The 20,599-nt window shown below is 37.5% G+C and carries 19 protein-coding genes; 1 reads left to right on the plus strand and 18 read right to left on the minus strand.

Going from position 1 to position 20,599, the window contains the following annotated elements; genetic code table 11:
• Positions 1 to 22: 22 nt before the first annotated feature.
• The 18 genes from topA to deoC all read right to left on the minus strand — a co-directional run bounded on the left by topA (position 23) and on the right by deoC (position 18,603).
• Entirely contained in the window at positions 23 to 2,341 is a 2,319-nt protein-coding gene (gene topA / locus J0M37_11930; protein MBN8585793.1) for a type I DNA topoisomerase, read from the minus strand.
• A 37-nt stretch (positions 2,342 to 2,378) separates the two neighbouring features.
• Positions 2,379 to 2,837 (minus strand): DUF494 family protein, encoded by a 459-nt coding sequence (locus J0M37_11935; protein ID MBN8585794.1) that lies wholly within the window; start codon positions 2,835 to 2,837, stop codon positions 2,379 to 2,381.
• Between the two features lie 45 nt (positions 2,838 to 2,882).
• Complete coding sequence (gene ybeY / locus J0M37_11940) at positions 2,883 to 3,347, minus strand: rRNA maturation RNase YbeY (protein ID MBN8585795.1); 465 nt, start codon at positions 3,345 to 3,347, stop codon at positions 2,883 to 2,885.
• A gap of 95 nt (positions 3,348 to 3,442) precedes the next feature.
• Positions 3,443 to 3,994, minus strand: coding sequence for a gamma carbonic anhydrase family protein (locus tag J0M37_11945; GenBank protein ID MBN8585796.1), 552 nt, complete (start codon positions 3,992 to 3,994; stop codon positions 3,443 to 3,445).
• Between the two features lie 35 nt (positions 3,995 to 4,029).
• Complete coding sequence (locus J0M37_11950) at positions 4,030 to 4,818, minus strand: DUF3108 domain-containing protein (GenBank protein ID MBN8585797.1); 789 nt, start codon at positions 4,816 to 4,818, stop codon at positions 4,030 to 4,032.
• Positions 4,819 to 4,852: 34 nt separating this feature from the next.
• Complete coding sequence (locus J0M37_11955; GenBank protein ID MBN8585798.1) at positions 4,853 to 6,445, minus strand: S41 family peptidase; 1,593 nt, start codon at positions 6,443 to 6,445, stop codon at positions 4,853 to 4,855.
• Positions 6,446 to 6,566: 121 nt separating this feature from the next.
• Complete coding sequence (locus J0M37_11960; GenBank protein ID MBN8585799.1) at positions 6,567 to 7,040, minus strand: tryptophan-rich sensory protein; 474 nt, start codon at positions 7,038 to 7,040, stop codon at positions 6,567 to 6,569.
• A gap of 42 nt (positions 7,041 to 7,082) precedes the next feature.
• On the minus strand, positions 7,083 to 7,643 hold the full coding sequence (locus tag J0M37_11965; protein MBN8585800.1) for a DinB family protein: 561 nt from the start codon (positions 7,641 to 7,643) through the stop codon (positions 7,083 to 7,085).
• Positions 7,644 to 7,673: 30 nt separating this feature from the next.
• Complete coding sequence (locus J0M37_11970; protein ID MBN8585801.1) at positions 7,674 to 8,534, minus strand: aldehyde dehydrogenase family protein; 861 nt, start codon at positions 8,532 to 8,534, stop codon at positions 7,674 to 7,676.
• A 24-nt stretch (positions 8,535 to 8,558) separates the two neighbouring features.
• Positions 8,559 to 8,813, minus strand: coding sequence for a hypothetical protein (locus J0M37_11975; GenBank protein MBN8585802.1), 255 nt, complete (start codon positions 8,811 to 8,813; stop codon positions 8,559 to 8,561).
• A 139-nt stretch (positions 8,814 to 8,952) separates the two neighbouring features.
• Positions 8,953 to 9,291, minus strand: coding sequence for a bacillithiol system redox-active protein YtxJ (gene ytxJ / locus J0M37_11980; protein ID MBN8585803.1), 339 nt, complete (start codon positions 9,289 to 9,291; stop codon positions 8,953 to 8,955).
• A gap of 228 nt (positions 9,292 to 9,519) precedes the next feature.
• Positions 9,520 to 10,242, minus strand: a complete 723-nt coding sequence (locus J0M37_11985; protein ID MBN8585804.1) for a DUF4476 domain-containing protein — start codon at positions 10,240 to 10,242, stop codon at positions 9,520 to 9,522.
• Between the two features lie 6 nt (positions 10,243 to 10,248).
• On the minus strand, positions 10,249 to 13,581 hold the full coding sequence (locus tag J0M37_11990; protein MBN8585805.1) for a PAS domain S-box protein: 3,333 nt from the start codon (positions 13,579 to 13,581) through the stop codon (positions 10,249 to 10,251).
• A gap of 184 nt (positions 13,582 to 13,765) precedes the next feature.
• Positions 13,766 to 15,118 carry a tetratricopeptide repeat protein gene (locus tag J0M37_11995; protein ID MBN8585806.1) on the minus strand — a complete coding sequence of 451 codons (1,353 nt, stop codon included), beginning with the start codon at positions 15,116 to 15,118 and terminating at the stop codon, positions 13,766 to 13,768.
• Between the two features lie 15 nt (positions 15,119 to 15,133).
• Entirely contained in the window at positions 15,134 to 16,648 is a 1,515-nt protein-coding gene (locus J0M37_12000; GenBank protein ID MBN8585807.1) for an aldehyde dehydrogenase family protein, read from the minus strand.
• Positions 16,649 to 16,687: 39 nt separating this feature from the next.
• Positions 16,688 to 16,891 (minus strand): hypothetical protein, encoded by a 204-nt coding sequence (locus tag J0M37_12005; protein ID MBN8585808.1) that lies wholly within the window; start codon positions 16,889 to 16,891, stop codon positions 16,688 to 16,690.
• A gap of 19 nt (positions 16,892 to 16,910) precedes the next feature.
• Positions 16,911 to 17,696, minus strand: coding sequence for a hypothetical protein (locus J0M37_12010; protein MBN8585809.1), 786 nt, complete (start codon positions 17,694 to 17,696; stop codon positions 16,911 to 16,913).
• Positions 17,689 to 18,603: a deoxyribose-phosphate aldolase gene (deoC, locus tag J0M37_12015; GenBank protein MBN8585810.1), complete on the minus strand. Its 915-nt coding sequence runs from the start codon at positions 18,601 to 18,603 to the stop codon at positions 17,689 to 17,691. The genes J0M37_12010 and deoC overlap by 8 nt, the downstream gene beginning before the upstream one ends.
• Before the next feature lie 136 nt (positions 18,604 to 18,739).
• Between deoC and J0M37_12020 the strand changes: the two genes are divergently transcribed.
• Entirely contained in the window at positions 18,740 to 20,593 is a 1,854-nt protein-coding gene (locus tag J0M37_12020; protein MBN8585811.1) for a S9 family peptidase, read from the plus strand.
• Positions 20,594 to 20,599: the final 6 nt, after the last annotated feature.

Here is a 20,599-nt window from a genome sequence, read left to right on the forward strand (position 1 = left end):
GTTAAGGTGTAAAATAAAGAAATTATCCCGAAGTTTCAACAGCATCTTTGGATTCCAGCTCAACTTTATGTTTGCATTCCGGACACTCCAGGTACTCGCCTTTTTTCTTGGAATATTTTTCAAGCATGTAGTTATTACCGCACATTTCGCATTTGGTTTCCCTGGGTTTGCTGTTGGAAATAAAATCACAGTCAGGATACCTTGTACAGCCGTAAAATGTCTTTTTGGATTTTAATGCCTTGCGTGCAAGTATCTCTCCTTCTCCGCACTTCGGACATTTAATTCCAAGTGTAATAGGCTGGATATTTTTGCACTCGGGGTATCTTGAGCAGCCGAGGAATTTACCGTATTTACTGGATTTAACAACCATCGGGGCGCTGCACACACCGCAGAATTTGCCTTCAGCAAGCTCCTGGTGTTCTTCCTGTTCACCCGGCAAGGGCTGCGCGTTTTTACATTTGGGGTACTTGCTGCATGAAAGGAACCTGCCGTTCCTTCCCCATTTTATCAGCATTGCGCCGCCGCATTTATCACATACTATATCAGTATGTTCTATAAGTGATTCCTTAATATCCTTTGTTTTTTTATTCAGGAATTCAAGATCAAGATTGAACGGAAGATAAAAATCATCAAGCACTTTTTTATATGAAAGATCGCCTTCTGCAATTTTATCAAGCTCTTCTTCCATCTGCGCTGTGAACTGCACGTTGATCACATCTGCAAAATGTGCTGCAAGCAGCTTATTGACCGTTTCGCCAAGCTCAGTTGCATAAAGCTTTCTCTCCCGCAGGTCGCAGTATGTCCTGTTGATAATAGTAGATACTATAAGCGCATATGTAGAAGGCCTTCCGATACCAAGGTTATCAAGCTGCTTAATAAGGCTGCTTTCAGTGTATCGGGGAGGCGGATTAGTAAAATGCTGCTTCCTGAAAAGTTCTTTCAGGTCAAGCAGGTCACCTATTTCAATACCTTCGGGAATCGCAAATTCATCCTCCGTATCTTCCTTCTCATCTTCAAATACATCATCATACAACGCTAGAAATCCTTTGAACTTAATTGTTGAATCAGTTGTCCTGAACTGGTATGAATTATTATTGCTGCCATTATTTGATTCCGTGAATGTATCTATCAGCAGAGTTATCTGGTCACTGACGGAATTCTGCATCTGGCAAGCAACAAATCTTTTCCATATAAGATCATACAGCCTCAACAGATCAGGTGTTAGATCTTTTTTCAGGCTCTCAGGCGTACGCCATACTGATGTTGGTCTGATGGCTTCATGCGCATCCTGTGTGTTCTCTTTTTTCTTTGAATAAACTTTCGCTTCCTTGGGAAGGTATTCTTTACCGTAAGTTTCTTTGATATATCCCCGTGCTTCGGCAACTGCATCTTCGCTTAAGCGGGTGGAGTCAGTTCTCATATATGTTATAAGACCCGTTAATCCTTCTTCACCAATATCAATACCTTCATACAGCTTCTGGGCAAGCATCATCGTTTTCTTTGGAGCAAATCTCAGCCTCACTGAAGCATCCTGCTGAAGTGATGATGTAGTGAAAGGCGGGTAAGGATTACGCTTTACTTCTTTTTTTATGATATCAGAGACCTTAAATAACTTTGAATTAAGGTCAGTTACAATTTCATTGGCTTCTGTTTCACTTTTAATTCTCGGGTCATCACCGTTAAACTTGAAAGAAGTGTCATTCCTGGAAATAAGCTTTGATTCAAATACTTTATTCTTTTCCCTGTCGCTGAAGTTAGCCAGTATACTCCAGTATTCCTCAGGCACAAAATTCCTTATTTCCTCTTCACGCTCGCAAATAAGCCTGAGTGCGACTGACTGAACCCTGCCGGCTGATAAGCCGTAATAAACCACCTTCCATAAAAAAGGACTTACTTTATATCCCACAATCCTGTCAAGCGCCCTGCGTGCCTGCTGAGAGCTTACCAGCTTCTCATCAATTTGCAGCGGGTTATTTATACCTTCTTCAACTCCCTTTTTCGTAATTTCATTAAAGAGTACGCGGTATATATTAGAGTTCTTATCCTTTACTTCCTCAGCAATATCAAATGCAATAGCTTCACCTTCGCGGTCAGGGTCAGTTGCTATGAATATTTTATCAGCGCTTTCTGAAAGCTCCTTCATTTCGGAGATCACTTTTTCTTTCCCCGGGATAGTTTCATAGGTCAGCTCATAGCCGTTCTCAAAATCTACGCTTATCTTGCTCTTGGGCAGGTTCTTAATATGTCCCACAGAAGCTATTACTTTGTAGCCCTTGCCAAGATATTTATTTATAGTCTTCGCTTTTGATGGTGACTCAACAATTACTAATGATTTTGCCATTTAATATATTACCGGTTCTTTTCGTTTTTAATTTTTTTTAATGAATGGTATCATTCAGGTTTATCATTACCCTGCTGTTTGTATCATTCATTTCATCAATATCAAGGAGGTATGTTGCAATTATCGACTTCATATCCTCTTTTGATACATTACTGTAGCTTGATACCATGATCTTATCTATAATCAGATCGATATCCATATTATTTATAAGCCCAAGCTCCTTTAGCTGCACAAGGTATCCGTATGCTTCCGGGCTGACGATGTTCTGCTCTGCATCATGCAGAAATCTCTGTGACCTTGTATCTGATTTGGGATCAAGGAATATTTTTTCACCTGCATATATTTTTGAATAAACCCAGCTGAATGCAGTGTTAATTTCATTCTGCGTATAGCCAAGGTTCGCCAGGTTTTCCATATCAACATCAGCAAGCTGTTTATTGTTCTTCAATTCGCATAGCAGATATACTATTATTTCAATTATTTTTTCGTACAGCATTCTATGTATCTTTCCCCTTAAATAAGCTTTAATTTTAAAGCCTGCTTAATAAAACTTGCTTAAATAGAAATTTTCTTTGTTTCTGATAAGTTCCTTTTCTTTTTTTGTTTTATCAGAATATCCTGTTAAATGCAGGCTTCCATGTATTATAACACGCGAGAGTTCCAGTTTGTAACCGGAACCGTAAAATTTGCCGTTTTCTTTCACAGTATTGAGTGAAATAAATATTTCGCCTTCTATATTTTTAGTGCTTTTATCATTGTAAGGAAAAGTAATGATATCAGTAAAATAATCGTGTTTTAAATGCTTCTTATTGAGCTTTTTTATTGCCCTGTTATCAACGAAATTTACTATAATTTCATTGAATTGGCAATCCTCGCCATCCATTACTTTAGATACTAATTCCCTGACATTATTATGTGTTACAGGAAGCTTATAAGACGGGTGGAGATTATTTATCAATATAGCAGTTTTTGAGTGTTTTTTTACTTTTTTCGGTTTCCTGTTCAATAAAACTTACCTTAAATTAAATAAAATTAAAGTGTAACATTAACATCTTCTCAAAACTTCTTATTTTTCAACACTTAAAAATATACAGAAATTTATTATTTGTCAAGTGGCAAAATTTCTTGAAAACCAAGCCCTTTATTGAATTCTTTATACTGCTCGCAGTAAAATTGGTAATTTTTAGCATTTTGGCGGATTTTCTCAATTTCTTCCGGCTTAAGATCACGCATAATTTTAGCCGGAACGCCCGCAACCAGCACGCCGCCTGGTACTTCAAAGCCTTCTTTTACCACTGAACCAGCCGCAACCAGTGAAAATGAGTTGATATGACAGTTATCAAGTAATTTCGCGCCAATGCCAATAAGCGCAAAATCATCTATCCTGCAGCCGTGTATCACGGCGCTGTGACCTATTGAAATATCATTACCAATGAATGTGGGGAATTTTTTATATGTTACGTGCACCATTGTAAGATCCTGAATATTGGTCCGCTCACCTATTCTGATATAATTTACATCTCCCCTTACAACAGTATTGAACCAGATACTGGAATCCTTGCCAATTTCAACATCGCCAATTATGTGCGCGCCTTCAGCTACAAGCACTGATTCGTGTATCTTAGGATATTTATTTTGATATGGTAGAATCATAATTCAATTAATAATTATCAATTAACAATGAGCAATTAATATTTCGGGGGCTGCCAATTCCCGTGTTTCCATGATTTAAGCTCAAGCGTTATACTGCCAATTTCAACCTGCAGCTTTGCTTTTAATGGAATCCTTGCTTCATCACCTGAAAACCAACCTGAGAACTCACCAGTTAAACCGAACACAGCCGTAAAATATGAAACGCCTTCAAGATAAACAGATGAAATCTCATAGTCCGCTTCGCTTATCTCAATCCCAGTGCGTTTGGTTGAAAAATCTATTTTCATCATTGAAGTATCCGTCTGCATCAGTACGGGAACGTATTCAGTTCTGTCTTTATTTGTATTTGCCCTGGCGAAGTAAAATATCGAAAGCCCATCCTGGAATACTGTTGAAGTATTTATAGATTTTTCTATCTCAACATTACCTTCATATCCCGTTCGTTTTATATTCACTTTGGCTGAGTCATATAAAAAATCATACACCTCAATACTCTTTTTACCATCCTTATACTGGTTCGATGTGAACCTGTGAGGCTTCAGCTTGCCGTTTATATTTTCAATTTCACTTATAAATTCAAAATCAACATCGATCAGAGGAAGTGAATTATTGGATTTAAGCTTTGCCTTGCATAGATAAAAATTTTCCCTGCCCGGCACTTTTTCTGTGGTAAACTTAGCCCATCCTATATTAATAAAGGAATAATTCACTTCATAATATAATTCTTCACCCTCATAAAAAACCTCTGATTGTGAAAAAGTCCTGCTGCTTATAAAAAGCAGCAAGACTGTTATCAAAACCGGAATTTTATGTGTTGAGAGCATTTTAATTGCTTTTAACTCTCATTCAATTATTTAATTATCTTAACTGTGCAAGCTTTTCAGCTTCAGGGAAAAGCGACATGGCTTTTTCGAACTGTTTATCAGTCTGAAGCCATACTGCCATACTTCCGTTATTGCCCCAAACATCGCGTGCAATTATTGATTTTATGCTCGTGGTAATGAAATCTAGGTCCCTTTGCCACTGTTCTTCGTTGAACGGTATGTTCTTTGAAGCTGCAAGTGACTTGAAATCTTCAAGCATGTTCGGGGTAACTGTAAAGTTATCCCTGAACTTTAAGTAATCTGAATATGAAGATTTTATATTTTCACGGTTTGCGTCATAATATGCATTGGCAAATTCAAGGAAAAGATTAACTCTTCTGAGCTGAACCGAATAATCGGTAAGCGTATCAAGCCTGATAACAAAATCAGGTGTAACTCCGCCGCCGCCATATACTGTTCTGCCGCCCATTGTTTTAAATTCAGGCCTTGAAGTATCCTTGGTATCCTTGTTGTGATACAGGTTATCTCCTTCTTCCGGATTTATAAGCATCTGCTTATACTCTCCGCCTTCATAAGGTTTCTGTATCAGCCTGCCGGAAGGTGTATAGTATCTTGATGTTGTTACTCTCATCGCAGAACCGTCTGAAAGGTCATACTGCCTCTGCACAAGCCCTTTGCCGAAAGTATTTTCACCTACAATTATTCCCCTGTCCCAATCCTGAATTGCTCCTGAAACGATCTCGCTTGCTGAAGCTGAACCGTCATTTACTAGGACAACAAGCGGAATATTGGTATACTCTCCGCCTTCGGAAATGTATTCATCATTGTAAGCAGGTATCCTGCTTTTTGTATATACTATTTTTTTGCCGCGCTCTATAAACATACTTGCCATTTTGAATGCCTGGTCTAAATATCCGCCCGGGTTATTCCTGAGGTCAAGTACAAGCTTCTTCATACCCTGCTTTTTCATTTCAGCAAGCGCTTTTGCGAATTCATCATAAGTTGTAGCTGAAAACCTTGTAACCCTTGCATAGCCAACTTCATTGTTGATCATAAATGATGCGTCAACGCTGTAAAGCGGTATTTTGTCACGGGTAATTTCAAAATCAATGAGGTTCGGGCTGCCGCCTCTTGAAATTGCTACAGTAACTTTAGTTCCCTTGGGTCCGCGCAGCTTTTTGGGAACATCTTCCCTTGTCATTCCAACAGCATTCACTCCGTCAATCTTAACGATTTTATCACCTGCCAGAATTCCAAGCGCTTCTGATGGACCGCCTGAAATAGGGGTAACAATTGTTATGGTATCATTCACAATATCAAATTCAACACCGATACCTTCAAAGCTTCCCTGGAAATCTTCGTTGATCCTTTTAAGCTGGTCCTGGGTAATGTAAGTTGAATGCGGGTCAAGCTGGTCAAGCATGCCTTTAATAGCCGCCTCTGTAAGCTTATCGGTATTTACCTCATCCACATAATTTTTCTGAACCAGGTTGAGAGCTTCGTTGAATTTTTTGACGTTATCAAAAACATCGTCACCGGATGCAGCCGTGTTGACCTTCATGCCAACAAGCACACCGATGGTGATAAGCATCAAAAAAATCGGTACTAAATATCTACGTTTTTGCATTAATTTTTATTTAATTGCTTAATTTCTTTGTTTTTTCTATACTTATATACACCAATATACCTAAATAAGTTTCCTTTTTAAAGTTTTTTATTCAGAACTTCCAATTTTCTGCTGTTTTAGGCTAAGTGTTAAGGATATATATCGCAATATTGAGATATGAGGCAAAACTGACCCACAATATATATGGCAGCAGTAGGTATGCTGCGGCTTCTGATATCTTACCGAACTGAACGATATTTATGAAGATCAGAAGCCATAATATTATTATAACAAAAACTGAGATCAATAACTGGTGCATCCCGAAAAACACTATGCTCCATAAGGAATTAAATACAAGCTGAATTATGAACAGGATAAAGGCATTTCTGTTGAAAGGCTTATCGAGACCTTTGTTCCATACCAGGAATAATGCTATTCCCATCAAAAAATAAAGTGTGATCCATACCGGGCTAAAAACCCAGTTAGGGGGATTCAGAAGCGGTTTATTCAGATCAATAAACCAGCCAGAAATATTGCTTACAGTAAAAAATGAGCCTATTATACCCGCAAGCTGACAAATTAAAATACTGGAAACAAGCTTAATAAATTTTTTCATATTATATTCTTAATTAATATTAAGAACATTAGCCAAAAAGATTTAGTTCACACAACTGGTATTTAATACATTTAAATCCTTCGGCAGCCTTCTTCTTATCAGGTTTATCTGTCCGCGGTGATGGATCTCATCTTCAAAAACATGGAACCACATAAAATAATTATTGGCGGGCTTGTTGTACCATAAAGGCTTTTCTTCATAAAGCCAATTATCATTTACCTTTTTGAATAATTCAAGGACTTTGTTCCGTTCTGATTGTAATACATCAAGATAATATTCCAAACTATTACCTTTAATATGCTCTCTTGCAGGCGTTCCCATATATGATGCCGGTGCCCAAAGCTTATCTTCTTCTTCGGTTAACTCACGATTTTCGAAAGTGAAAATACGGAAGAACATATCAGTTGAGGCGATATGCAGCAGCAATGCGCCTATTGAGTTGGCTTTTTCGTCTAAAAGGAAATCCAGTTGAGGGGTAGTTAAGTTTTGAACAGAATCTAATGTTACACTTCTGACATAATTCATCATTGAAACTAATCTGCCAATTTGAGGAGTATATCCCTCCATTTCCTTAATTCTGAAACCTTCATTTGTATTTGGCATTTGTCATTTAAAATTTGGCATTTTTACTTTTTAAAGACCCATTGTATGCCATACAGTTTTCAGCTCTGTGAAATTCTGTACCTGCAAAATGTTCTCATTTTTATCGTCGTTGTAATAATCAGCAGTGGCTGAATAAACAAAGCGCTTTACATTATTGGCGCATGCAGTCTGCACTTCTTTTTTGAAGGCGGAATTGCTATCCGCGTAGTCAAAAGCATTCACATCCATATGTGAAGCCAGATGCGGCAGAAGCTCTTTTTTCCTTCCTGTCAAAATATTTACAACTCCCGCAGGTATATCGCTGGTTGCTGCAATTTCAGAAAATGTAAGTGCTGCAAGAGGTGACTTTTCTGAAGGAATAATTATGCAGGAGTTGCCTGAAGTTATAACAGCGCACAGCCTGCTTATCAATGCAAGAAATGGCTGCTCTTCAGGAAGCAGAATTCCCACAACACCCGTCGGCTCAGCAATTGAAAAATTAAAGTAACCTGACTGTACATTATTCACCGTGCCAATTAACTGGCCGTATTTATCGGCTAATCCCGCATACCAAATTATCCTGTCAATTGCCTTCATCACTTCTTTTGATGCCTGTGGTTTTGTATTGGTTGTTGTAAGTGTTATTTCATGCGCTAACTGTTCTTTCCTGCCTTCGAGCATTTCTGCGAGCCTGTAAAGAATCTGTCCCCTTTCATATCCTGTTTTGGCTGACCATGTATTAAATCCGCTTCGCGCGGCAACAACGGCATTCCTTACATCTTTCCTTGATGCCCTGCTGATGTTGCAGATCTTCTCTTTTGTTTTTGGGTTTACTACAGGTGTATAGCGTTCGGATTCAGTCCGTGTGAACTTTCCGCCGATATAAAGCTTATACATTTTGGGTACTTCAATTCTGGTAGGCATAATGTTATTAAGTTAATAATTCATTATAAGATCCGAAGGAAATTCATTCCATTTCTCACAATTTTCTTCTGTGCATTCTTCAGAATCTTTTGGACTGCTGTTTCTTGCATTCCATGCTGTATTAATATGCCAGTATAAATGCTGCATATCTACAATGTAATATCCGTCATCATCGCAATAATCTTCCTGATTTTCAATATACTGAATAATATTTTCGATGGATTCTTTCGCTTCTTTAAGATTAAACAAAATAAATTCTTTATTCATAATATAAGTATTCAGGGCTAAAGCCCGGTTTTTTCGGTTTTGCCAACCCCGCCTTAAAAGGCGGAGTTACTAAAATTTAAAAGAATCAAAAATGGAAACATTTGTGAGTATTTGTGAAATTAGTGTTTTAGCTTTTGATTCAATTCGCATACTTTCGTAATTCAGAAAATATCACTTTTCCGTGCGAAGCGCTGAAAACGGGTTTCCCGTTTTCAAGTATCAAAGCCTGGGGTGATTCATGTTCAACACCAAGCTCTTTAGCTATCTTTTCAGAAAGTTGCTTCCCGGAAACTACATCAACAAGATACGTTTTCATGTTCATTTCACCTTCATGCCACTCCCTTTCAAGAAGGCTTCGCACAACATAATTTATTGCGCATTTGGGTGAAAATTTAAGTATCATTACTTTTTCCTTTTTTGAAAGCTCAATGGCTTCAGAAAGAGTATCGGTACTGTTTAAAGTGATCCAGTTCATCAAAAATAGCTGCTCCTTTGTGAATAAAGTTAAAGGTTTAGTTAATTATTAACTAAACCTTTTTTGTTAAAAATTTTATCAAATTGTTAAAAAGGGATCCTGAAAAATAATCCGAGCATAGCAAATACCACTATTATATAAAATGCCAGGAATCCCAGTGCAAACCCTGTGCTTGCTCCCGTTGAGGGATAGTTTACTTCATTTTCTTTTTCCATGGCGGCAATTTAACAATTATTTTCCTGAAATGTAATTCTTTAATTCAGTAACGCTTGATTCAAAATCGAATGCATCATATACCTTGAAAAAATTCTTCGTATCACACACTTTTTTATATGAGTATTTGGCAATTTCAAGTTTAGTATCCTCAAAAGTGAAATACCTCATCAGCTCCAGCACCTGGTCTGACGTAAGGAAATTATTATCAATTGCTGTTTTTACAATACTTGAATTATATGATTCGAAATTCCTGTTATTAATTGTACTTTTAAGATCATTAAAGTCATCTTTTTTCATCACCTTATATCTGCATTCATCTGTAGTGCTGTACTGTTCTTTATCTGAATTGGGTGTTTTACCATCGCCGCATCTTACAACAAACTCTCCCACAGGAATTAACCTGTTATTACCGTACTTTTTCTTTTTATAGATAACAAATGTATTGTACTCATCAATTACTGCATAGAGATCAGTCCCTGAAGGGATTTTAATTTTACCGTCAAATATTACATCACCCTGTGTTCCGGCATCAGCGTTGCTGCGTGTTACTTTAAGTGAATGTTCACCTGCTGTGATGTTATCAAATTCTGCATAATTACCTGCTGAAAGCGATGCATTATCGAAAGTTACTGTAAAATTTCCGTCATCATGCAGTGAAAGCTGAAGATATGAGCTTTGTGCATACATTACCGCTGTAAACAGAAAAATAATTGTTGCTGCAAGGAAGTTTCTCCTCATTTAAAATTAGATCCTTTCTTTATATTTTAACTCTCTGAATTCTATCGAAAATCTTGTACCGCTTGACCTGTCAATTTCAATTATACCATCAAGCTGTTTCACCAGGGTATCTATCAGCTGCATACCCAGGGTATCGCTTTTATCCAGCTCAAAAGCTTCCGGGATACCGATACCGTTATCAATTACTTCTAAAATAACATTTTCATCTGACCTTCGCAAATTAAGTTCTATCTTTCCTGTATATCCTTCAGGGAAAGCGTGTTTAAGAATGTTATTTATCAGTTCGTTAACTATCAATCCGCACGGTATGGCTGTATCTATAGTCATTAAAATATTATCAGCGTTAATGATAAAATCGATCTTGGCGTTGGATAAATTATATGCTTTAAGCAGGTGTGAAACAAGCTCCCTTAAATAATTTCCAATATCAATCTGAGAAATATCGGCTGACTTGTAAAGCTTTTCATGGATCAGCGACATTGTTTCCACCCTTGAACGGCTCTTATTGAAGATTTCAAGATCACGCGGATCAAAAACAAATTTTGACTGCAGCTTAAGCAAGCTGATAATTATCTGAAGGTTATTCTTTACCCTGTGATGAATTTCTTTCAGCAGCAGCTCTTTTTCCTTCAATGATCTTTTTGTGATCTCCTCAGCAAGTTTTCTCGCAGTAATATCGGCTGCAACACCAAGCACCTGCATGGAACCATCTGTTCCTTTTAACGGCACTTTGATTGTCTGGTACCATTTCAATTCACCTGATTTTGAATCAGATACTTTTTCTTCAGCAATAAATTTTGGTTTTCCTGTGGCGATTACTTCCCTGTCATCATTTAAAAAGTGTTCAACTTCTTCAATATTATTATTGAAGTCAGCATCAGATTTTCCGATCAGGTTTTCAGCTGTGGTTCCGTAGTTATCTGCTACAGCTTTATTTACAAGCGTAAAGTTTCCGCTCCAGTCTTTTGCAAAAACAAAATTGGGGTCAGTATCAATTACAGCCCTCAAAAATTCCCTTTGTTCCTTCAGCTGCTCTTCTGCTTTTAACCTTTCGGTAACATCTTCAACCAGTGAGGCCACACCGATCACTTCCCCTGTTTCATTTATAAGCGGAGTGTTATACCATTCACATGATATCAGCTTACCTGCTTTGGTAATATTTTGATTGGTACTTCTTTCACCGCCTTTTTTGCGGATCAGGCTTTCCCAAGTGCTGCCCACCTGGGATATAGCATTTTCGGGTATTATCAATGATGCGCTTTTACCGGTTATTTCTTCTTTCTGCCAGCCGAATATTCTCTCTGCCGCTTCATTCCACTGTACAACATTAAAATCCATATCCCATTCAATTACACCAAGCGGAGTCCTTTCAACATGCAGCAATAGCTTTTGCCGTGAATTCCTTAACTCCTTTTCAACTTTTAGCCTTTCGGTTATATCCTGAAGTGTTCCTATTATTGCAAGCTTGCCGTTGTAAAGCATCTTTGAGCCTTTTACCTCAACATCAATTTCAGTACCGTCTTTTTTTAGAGCTTTAAATGTGTACTGTATCGACTTAACTTCATCATCAATTCTCTTCCTTATATTTTCTATTACCAGGTTCTTATGTTCATTAGATACTATGCTCCATGAATCCGTGCCGTTCATTTCACCCTTACGGTAGCCGAATATCTCCTCATATTTAGGGTTAACATAAACAAACTTATTATCCTGCAGGATATATATGCCCACCAATGCGTTTTCAACCAGACTGCGGAATTTTTCTTCTGCATCAATAATATTTCCTTCTGCCCTTGCCCGTTCCCTTATTTCCTGCTTAAGCTTTATATTTGCCGCCTGCAGCTCAGATGTTCTCATATTTACAAGCTCTTCAAGGTGTCCGCTGTATTTTTGAAGCTCCTGCTCAAGCATTTTCCTTGTAGTGATATCAAATGCTGAGCCTAAGATCTCAGTCACCTCACCTGCTTCATTCCTAGAAAATACTACTTCATAGCTCCTGAACCAGCGGTATTTGCCTTCTGAGTTCATAATGCGGTATTCATAATTCAGTATCTCATTATCCCTGGCTTCATAATATTTGCTGAAATTTGAACGTAGTTTTTTATAATCATCCGGGTGAATGTATTTTTCAAAAAATGACTGCTTCTGCTTTATGACTTCATCTGCATTGTATCCTAACAACTCAGCAATTTTATAGTTTGTAAAGGAAATTTGCGGACCTTTCAGGTCATAAATATATAGTACGCTTGGCAGTGAATCAGCTATCCTTTTTATGAATTTCTGGTTGTTTAATATTTCCTTCTCCGCTTTACGCCGTTCTGATATATTCCTGAATACCATTACCACCCCTATCAATTCACCTTCGGAATTGATAATCGGAGCCGCGCTGTCATCTATCGGTATCTCTTTTTTATTTTTTGTTATTAATATCGTATGATCATCAAGGTTTATAACTTTTCTTTGGTTCACAACTGTTTGAATCGGGTCAGGTGATTTTTCACCTGTATCTTCATTGTATATATTAAATACATGGTCTATAACCATTCCGTTCGCTTCTTCACTTTTCCATTCCGTTAGTATCTCTGCAGCTTTGTTTATGAACAATATCTCCCCTATCTTGCTTGTCACAATAACTGCATCTCCGATGCTTTCCAGTGTTGTAGCCAGCCAGTTACGGTTTTCTTCTAGTGATTTTTCAGTTTCCTTGCGTTTATTTATGCTTCTGTTCAATAAAAAAACTGCAAGTATAAGCAGAGAAAAAGCGATCAAATTCCCGATTATAAAACTACTAAGCGTATATCCGGCTCCGGCTTCGGCCTCAAGAAGTCTTGCGTTCAGTGTTGCTGTTTCCATCTGCTGCAGCTGCTTGATCTTGGATTTTATACTGTCAACATAAACCTTGCCTTTTTGAGTAAATTCAATTTGCGCTTTATAATCCTTTGATCTTTTTTCCTGCAGTTCAAGAGATTCCTGCAGCAGGTCTTTTCGGTTAAAAATAAGCTTCTGTAAAGTATCAAGTATCAGCTTTTCGCGTGAGTCAGTTATCAATTTATTAAGTGCAGAAAAAGAGCTGTCTATTGCGTTAACCGATGGATAATATTCACGCATAAACTCATCATTACCCGTTATAAGGTATCCTCTTCTGTTGGTTTCAGCTTCTATAATATTTGAATAAAGCTCTTCTGATGACTGGATTATTGTAAGGGATTTTGTAATTATAGACTCATCTTCATAATGGAACCTGATATTTAAATATATTAATATATTAACAGTAATAAGTATTAACAGAGCAATTACAAACCCTGTATTAATATATTTTTTTTCCGGTAATTTTTTCAATTATAAATTTTTTTAATGATAATTTTTCATTCCGTATACAAGGGAAAATTATGTATTTTAAAGTTATATCAGATCATAAAGATAAACAACGTAATATTAATAGTAAATAAACAAAAACCAGCATTTTATTTAAAAATGCCGGTTTTCAGTGAAATTTAGTATAAATAATTTTATCTAATACTACTTAACGGGATTTAGCATCAATATATAAAGGTTGTAATTTCTCTTTAAGTTCCGGGTTATATTTCATGGCTGATTCAAAATCAGCGGCTGCAAGCTTGTAAAAGCCGAGGTTATAATAACAAATTCCCCTGTTTTCAAATACTTCACTGTATTTTGGGTTTACTGTTAATGCTTTAATGTAATAATTTAAAGCATTCTGGAAATCGTCCTTTGCATAAAGAACGTTGCCAAGCTGGAACAATGCAAGTGAATCGTTTGGATTAAAAGTTACAGCTTTCCTAAGGTCAGCCTCAGCAAGATCAATCTGCCCCCTGTTCAGGTATAGGTTTCCTCTGAATGCATATGCCTGTGAATTCTGCTCATCCAGGGCAATTACCTTAGAAAAATCTTCGAATGCGGCTGTATCCAGCCCTGAAGCAAGCAATAGCTTGCCTCGTTCGAGATATGAATCGGTATCATTAACATTCAGCTTAATAGCAAAATCAAAATCCTTCATAGCTGAACTTAATTCTTTCATTTTAAGATATACCAAACCGCGTTCGGTATAAATTAAGTAAGGCATTAATCCTGTACCTTTAGAGTTTATTGCCTTTGTATAATTTTCAACAGCCTTTTGATAATTTCCGGTTGAATTATAAACCGTTGCCAGCCCGTAATAAGCTAATCCATAACCCGGGTCTATTTTTAAAGCTTTATTTAAATATTTAATTGTGTTAACTGTATCTTTAAGGTGATTATACGCCATACCCAGGTTATAATAATATTTCAGGTTGGCTGAATCAAGCTTTATTGCCTTTTCGAAATTTGTTATAGCATCGCCGTAATTAGCTGACCGGATATTTATTTCACCAAGTGCGAAAAATACTTCCGGATAGTTCGGGTCAAGGTTAAGCGCAGTATTAAAGTATTCAGATGCCTTGCTGTAATCTTCTGCGAGCATTGAAAGGTTTCCCATTTCCAGATATGCATCGGTATATTTTTTATCTATTACCGTTGCAGTTTTAAAATACTCCAGGGCTGTCATGTAATCTTTGTTGTTCTTATAGATCATTCCCATCCTGAAGAACATAACTTCATCCTTCTGAAAACCCATATTATATGCGTATGAATAATCTGTAAGTGCTTTATCATATTGTTCCAAAGCATAATAAGCATTGCCCCTCTGGTAATAGCCTTCGTCGTGTCCGCTGGCAATCCTTAAATACCTTGTAAAAAGGTCAACTGCAGCTTCATAATCCTCTGCATTCAGCGCATCCATCGCCTCATCAAAAGTTACCCTTGTGGAATCATATGAATAAGAAACTGCTGAAAGAATGAAAACAAAGAAAAGTGCTGAAAAGAATTTAATTCTCATCTATGAAAATTTAATTTAAAAATTTAAATACTCTTTTAAACCCTGCAAGCCGCCTTCTCTCCCGAAACCGCTTTCTTTATATCCGCCAAAAGGCGAAGCAGGGTTGAATTTGTTGTAGGTATTAGACCATACTACACCTGCTTTAATTGAACCAACCATTTTGAAAATTTTGGAACCCTTATCAGTCCAGATTCCGGCTGAAAGTCCAAACTCAGTATTATTGGCTTTTTCTATTGCCTCTTTCGGTGTTCTGAATGTCAAAACGGAAAGTACCGGCCCGAAAATTTCTTCCTGGGCTATCCTGTTTGACTGTGAAACATTGGTAAAAAATGTCGGTTTAAAGTAATAACCGCGCTTTGGTAAAACACAATCAGGCTGATAAATACTGCAGCCTTCTTCAATTCCTGAATTAACCAGTTCGGTTATTTTATTAAGCTGCATTTTTGAATTAATAGCTCCAACATCAGTATTCTTATCAAGCGGGTTACCTACTCTTAAACTCTGTAACCTGTGTTTAAGTTTCTTAATAACAAGATTCTTTATGCTTTCCTGCACAAACAACCTGGAGCCGGCACAGCAAACATGCCCCTGGTTAAAATATATCCCGTTTATAATTCCTTCAACAGCCTGGTCAATAGGAGCATCTTCAAATATAATGTTAGCTGCTTTGCCGCCAAGCTCAAGAGTTAATTTTTTGTCAGTTCCTGCTGTTGCCTTCATTATTAGCTTTCCAACTTCTGTGGATCCTGTAAAAGCTATTTTATTTACACCGGGATGATTTACAATCGCAGCGCCGGTATCACCTGCACCGCTTATTATATTTACTACACCATCAGGCAAACCTGCTTCCTGAATTACTTCCGCAAGCTTGTATAATGTCAGCGGAGTGGTTTCAGCTGATTTTATGACAACAGTATTGCCGCAGGCAAGCGCAGGCGCTATTTTCCATGCTGCCATAAGCAGCGGAAAGTTCCACGGAATAATCTGCCCGGCTACCCCTACCGGTGAAAATGACTGGTTAGGGAATGCGTACTTAAGCTTATCAGCCCAGCCGGCGTAATAGAAAAAGTGAGCAATTGCAAGCGGTACATCAACTGATTTTGATTCCTTAATAGGTTTACCGCCATCCATAGTTTCAATAACTGCAAATTCACGGGCTTTTTCCTGCATTATCCGTGCAATTCTGAATATATATTTGGCGCGTTCTTTAGGTGTAGTTTTGCTCCAAACATTTTTATATGCTTTTGCGGCAGCTGTTACAGCCCTGTTCACGTCTTCTTTCGAAGCCCAGGCGGCTTCAGAAATTTTTTCTTCAGTTGCCGGATTGATGGTATCAAAATATTTTTTTGTTTTGACCCATTTGCCGTTAATAAAAAGATCATATACCGGTTTTAGCAATATATGATCAGTTGATTCCGGTGACGGAGCATATTCCAGGATCGGTTTTCTTTTTGCAGAAGTACCGTTTTTGGTCATACCATTTGATGAACGGACAGTTTGAAGTCCCGTTGTTTTTTCCCTGAATGTCATTTTAGCTGAAATTAAAAGTTGGGAATCAGTTATTATAAATTAAAACGGTTCAGCCGATGACCCTTCGCCGCCGGCAGGTGCATCATCGCCGCAGCTTTCGCCATTGGTTTCTACAAACTTCCTGATAGCATCCAGGTTTTCAAGTATCATTTTAGCTTTGCTTAAGCCGAATGAGAAAGTGAACTTTGAACCGGGGTTCAAGCAGATAAGTTTGTTGCCTTTGTATTCTGATATTTCTGGCATTTTGATATATTTAAGTTAGTTAATATTCAAAGTATTTATAATTTTCGCTGTCTTTTATCCATGAATATGTATCAGCTGCAGCATTTTTCATCTGTATCAATGCTTCAGTTTTATTTTTGCATTTATAATTCTCTTCAAAAAATCTTTCCGCTTTTGATTCTGTTCCCGATATTTTAGCTGTAATAAATATATGTTCAAAAAAAACATTATATGCAAAATCATCACATATCTGGTTTTCCCTGCTTAGCTCGTCAAGGTTCAGCTTAATATTTTTATAATCAGGCTCAAGCATTGCATTACGCTGTTTATCAGGCTTTATGAACTTAAGCTTACCATCAGAATATTCAAGATACCAGCTGTACCATAAGCCAAGTATAGCAGGTGATTGCCGCAGGTTTACAGTTAACAGTGGTTTTTCAGCAATGCTCGTATCTGCTTCGCCGTTTTGCAGGATAAAAAGAGGTTTGGGGCTTAGCTTATGGTCAAATATAAATAAATTATGAAAAATATACGGCGATGCTCCTTCTGTTAGATATAAAAGCATTTCTTTGGAACCGTCACCGTTTAAGTCAATAAATTTATGGTCAACATAATCAGTAAATGTGCTGTCCATTGAAAATAAAACTTTACCGTTCGATGAAATGCTAAGCCTCCCGTTGAAAAATTCTGATGCAGAGCTGCTGATATTTACATCGTAATCATAATAACGGTAACTGAAGGAAGTATCACCTTTGCTGAAAGAATAAATTCCTTCTGCTGAAAAAAATACAACAGATATAACAGCAATTAATAAGATCCTAATCATTTGAGAAATAATCTGCTGATTGATAGATCCCTGTTTGTTCTTTTTTATACTGCATCAAAAGGTCGTTTAACAATGATGAAGCTCCCATTCTGAAAAGATCAGGGTTCAGCCATTTTTCACCTAGTGTTTCTTTTACAAGGCATAGATAAGCTATTGCATCTTTTGTTGTTCTTATACCGCCGGCAGGCTTCATACCTATGACCTTACCCGTTTCATTGTAAAAATCACGTATTGCCTCAAGCATAACCAGTGTTACAGGTAATGTTGCAGCCGGCTGAACTTTACCGGTTGATGTTTTTATAAAATCAGCTCCGGCAAGCATTGAGATAATACTCGCTTTGCGCACATTATCAAATGTTTCCAGCTCCCCGGTTTCAAGTATTACTTTTAAATGAGCGTCACCGCAGGCTTCTTTTATAGCTTTAACTTCGTTAAAAGTGTGATCGTAGTTTCCTTCAAGGAACTCTCCCCTGCTGATGACCATATCAACTTCATCTGCGCCCATTTGCACTACCCGTTTAACTTCTTCTATTTTCAGCTTCATTGGTGATTGGCCGCTGGGAAATGCCGTTGCAACTGATGCAACCTTTACATTTGTACCTGCAAGAGCAGATTTTGCGGTTTTTATCATGTTTGGGTATACACATACTGCGGCTACATGGGGAATCTTATCAGATCCGTCAAGCGGTCTCATTGCCTTCTGGCATAATGCATGTACTTTTCCTTCGGAATCCTTACCTTCAAGGGTTGTCAGGTCAATCATTGATACTGCGAGCTTTATTGCTTCTACCTTGCTGGATTTTTTAATGCTTCTGCCTGCAATAGAAGCTGCCCGCTCTTTTGCTCCGGTTTCATCCACGTTCATTTGAAATGAATCCAGGCTATTTATTGCTGAACTTACATTCATATTTTGGCAAATTTAACATTATATTTCATTAATAAAAACGGAATTCACACAATAAAATTCAGAATTTTATGGATTAATATTTAAGAATGATTATATTATCTTTGAATATATTACTAATAATTTAAATCAATATTTAATGACTTCCCAGGTTACTAATTCCTCAATAACCTCTCCAGAAAACGTTTCAAAAAAATACAGAGTCGCACAATATTTCGCCATAAGGGCTATTACGGATTTTTCAATTTCACCGGACGGTAAAACAATTGCGTATGTTACCAACACAAACGGAATGCCGAATATTTGGACTATTCCTGTTGAAGGCGGCTGGGCCAGCCAGATAACACTTGAAGATAATGCGGTTTTTTCCATCGGGTACAATCCCAAAAAAAATGAAATATTATTTTTATCTGATAACCAGGGCGATGAAAATCACCAGTTATACCTCGTCTCTGATAAAGGAGGAGAAACTCGCAACTTAACCTCCTCACATGCAGGCTCCCAAATATCATTTTGCGGTTTTAATAAAAACGGAAGTAAAATATTATTTTCTTCCAATAAACGTGATAAACGATATTTTGATACTTACTGCATTGACCTGAAAACCGGCGAAGAAGAGTGTTTATTTTCCAGTGATGACCCGTTCCCCTACACTGCTGTTGCGTGGAGCGGTAATGAAAAATATATCTTGTATCAGAAATTTTATTCAAATTCTAATCATGACCTGTTTTTATATAATGTAGCTGATAAAAAATTCCTGAATTTCACGGAACATAAAGGCAGCATGAAAAATACCCACGGTATTTTTAATAAAAAAGGTGATACTGTATATTTTCTGTCTGATTATGAAAGAGAGTTCACTGCTCTGGCATTTTATAAAGTCAAAACAGGCGAGCTTGGCTGGGAACAGCTTGAGAAATGGGATATTACCAATTACACATTATCGCATGATGAAAAGAACCTGCTCTATTCAATTAATGAAAGCGGTACATCAAAGCTTAAGATGAAAAATCTTAAAACCGGTAAAGTAAGGTCACTTAAAATTCCGAAAGGCAACTGCCTTGCATTCCGGTTCACTAAAGATGACAAAAAAATTGTACTGATATATGACTCACCTAAGAATCCCAATGATATATTTGTGTATGACATCAAAAAAGAATCATTCAAACAGGTAACATTTTCAATGATAGGCGGAATTCCGCAAAGCGCATTCACAGTTCCGCAAAGCATTAAATACAAAAGCTTCGATGGACTCGAGATAAACGGTTTCCTCTACATTCCAAAAGGATTAAAAAAGGACGGTTCAAATCCTGCAATTGTTTGGCCTCACGGCGGACCTGAATGGCAGGAAAAAAGCCTCTTCAATAAATATTTCCAGATCCTGACGAACAACGGTTATATTGTGATAGCTCCAAATTTCAGAGGAAGTACCGGTTACGGTAAAACTTTCCAGAGTAAAATTTACAAGGATTGGGGCGGCGATGAATTTAAAGATGTATTAGGCGCTCAAGAATATTTAATTAGTTCAGGCTACGCTGATAAAGATAAAATTGCTGTTGTTGGCGGAAGCTTTGGCGGATTTATGACACTTACATGCGCAACAAAAGCTCCTGACCTGTGGAAATGCGCAGTTGATATTTTCGGCCCATCAAATCTGATCACTTTCTGCAATTCAGTGCCTGAGCACTGGAAGCCGGGTGTTGCCGCACTGGTTGGAGATGTTGAAAAAGATAAAGAGATGCTTATGGAAAGATCCCCGATTAATTTTGTTGAGAAGATAAAAGCTCCGCTTCTGATAATTCAGGGCAAAAACGATCCCAGGGTCATTCAGGCGGAATCAGACCAGATGGTTGAGCAGATGAAGAATCAAAATAAGGAAGTTGAGTATACTGTACTTGAAGATGAAGGCCACGGCTTCAGCAAGGTTTCAAACCAGATCATGGTATGGAACCTTATAATTAATTTTCTTGATAAACATTTAAAGCAGCAGTAGTTCCGC

Source organism: Ignavibacteria bacterium, assembly GCA_017303675.1.
In the GTDB taxonomy this organism is placed as follows: Bacteria; Bacteroidota; Ignavibacteria; order Tepidaquicellales; family OLB5; genus OLB5.

What these genes read in the sequence shown, in the direction of transcription:
- J0M37_11955 (MBN8585798.1), bottom strand. Translation starts at nt 6,445, where the DNA reads ATGCAAAAACGTAGATATTTAGTACCGATTTTTTTGATGCTTATCACC.
- J0M37_12005 (MBN8585808.1), bottom strand. Translation starts at nt 16,891, where the DNA reads ATGCCAGAAATATCAGAATACAAAGGCAACAAACTTATCTGCTTGAAC.
- J0M37_12020 (MBN8585811.1), top strand. Translation starts at nt 18,740, where the DNA reads ATGACTTCCCAGGTTACTAATTCCTCAATAACCTCTCCAGAAAACGTT.
- J0M37_12000 (MBN8585807.1), bottom strand. Translation starts at nt 16,648, where the DNA reads ATGACATTCAGGGAAAAAACAACGGGACTTCAAACTGTCCGTTCATCA.
- J0M37_11950 (MBN8585797.1), bottom strand. Translation starts at nt 4,818, where the DNA reads ATGCTCTCAACACATAAAATTCCGGTTTTGATAACAGTCTTGCTGCTT.
- J0M37_11985 (MBN8585804.1), bottom strand. Translation starts at nt 10,242, where the DNA reads ATGAGGAGAAACTTCCTTGCAGCAACAATTATTTTTCTGTTTACAGCG.
- J0M37_11945 (MBN8585796.1), bottom strand. Translation starts at nt 3,994, where the DNA reads ATGATTCTACCATATCAAAATAAATATCCTAAGATACACGAATCAGTG.
- J0M37_11960 (MBN8585799.1), bottom strand. Translation starts at nt 7,040, where the DNA reads ATGAAAAAATTTATTAAGCTTGTTTCCAGTATTTTAATTTGTCAGCTT.
- J0M37_11965 (MBN8585800.1), bottom strand. Translation starts at nt 7,643, where the DNA reads ATGCCAAATACAAATGAAGGTTTCAGAATTAAGGAAATGGAGGGATAT.
- topA (MBN8585793.1), bottom strand. Translation starts at nt 2,341, where the DNA reads ATGGCAAAATCATTAGTAATTGTTGAGTCACCATCAAAAGCGAAGACT.
- J0M37_11995 (MBN8585806.1), bottom strand. Translation starts at nt 15,118, where the DNA reads ATGAGAATTAAATTCTTTTCAGCACTTTTCTTTGTTTTCATTCTTTCA.
- J0M37_11935 (MBN8585794.1), bottom strand. Translation starts at nt 2,837, where the DNA reads ATGCTGTACGAAAAAATAATTGAAATAATAGTATATCTGCTATGCGAA.
- deoC (MBN8585810.1), bottom strand. Translation starts at nt 18,603, where the DNA reads ATGAATGTAAGTTCAGCAATAAATAGCCTGGATTCATTTCAAATGAAC.
- J0M37_12010 (MBN8585809.1), bottom strand. Translation starts at nt 17,696, where the DNA reads ATGATTAGGATCTTATTAATTGCTGTTATATCTGTTGTATTTTTTTCA.
- J0M37_11975 (MBN8585802.1), bottom strand. Translation starts at nt 8,813, where the DNA reads ATGAATAAAGAATTTATTTTGTTTAATCTTAAAGAAGCGAAAGAATCC.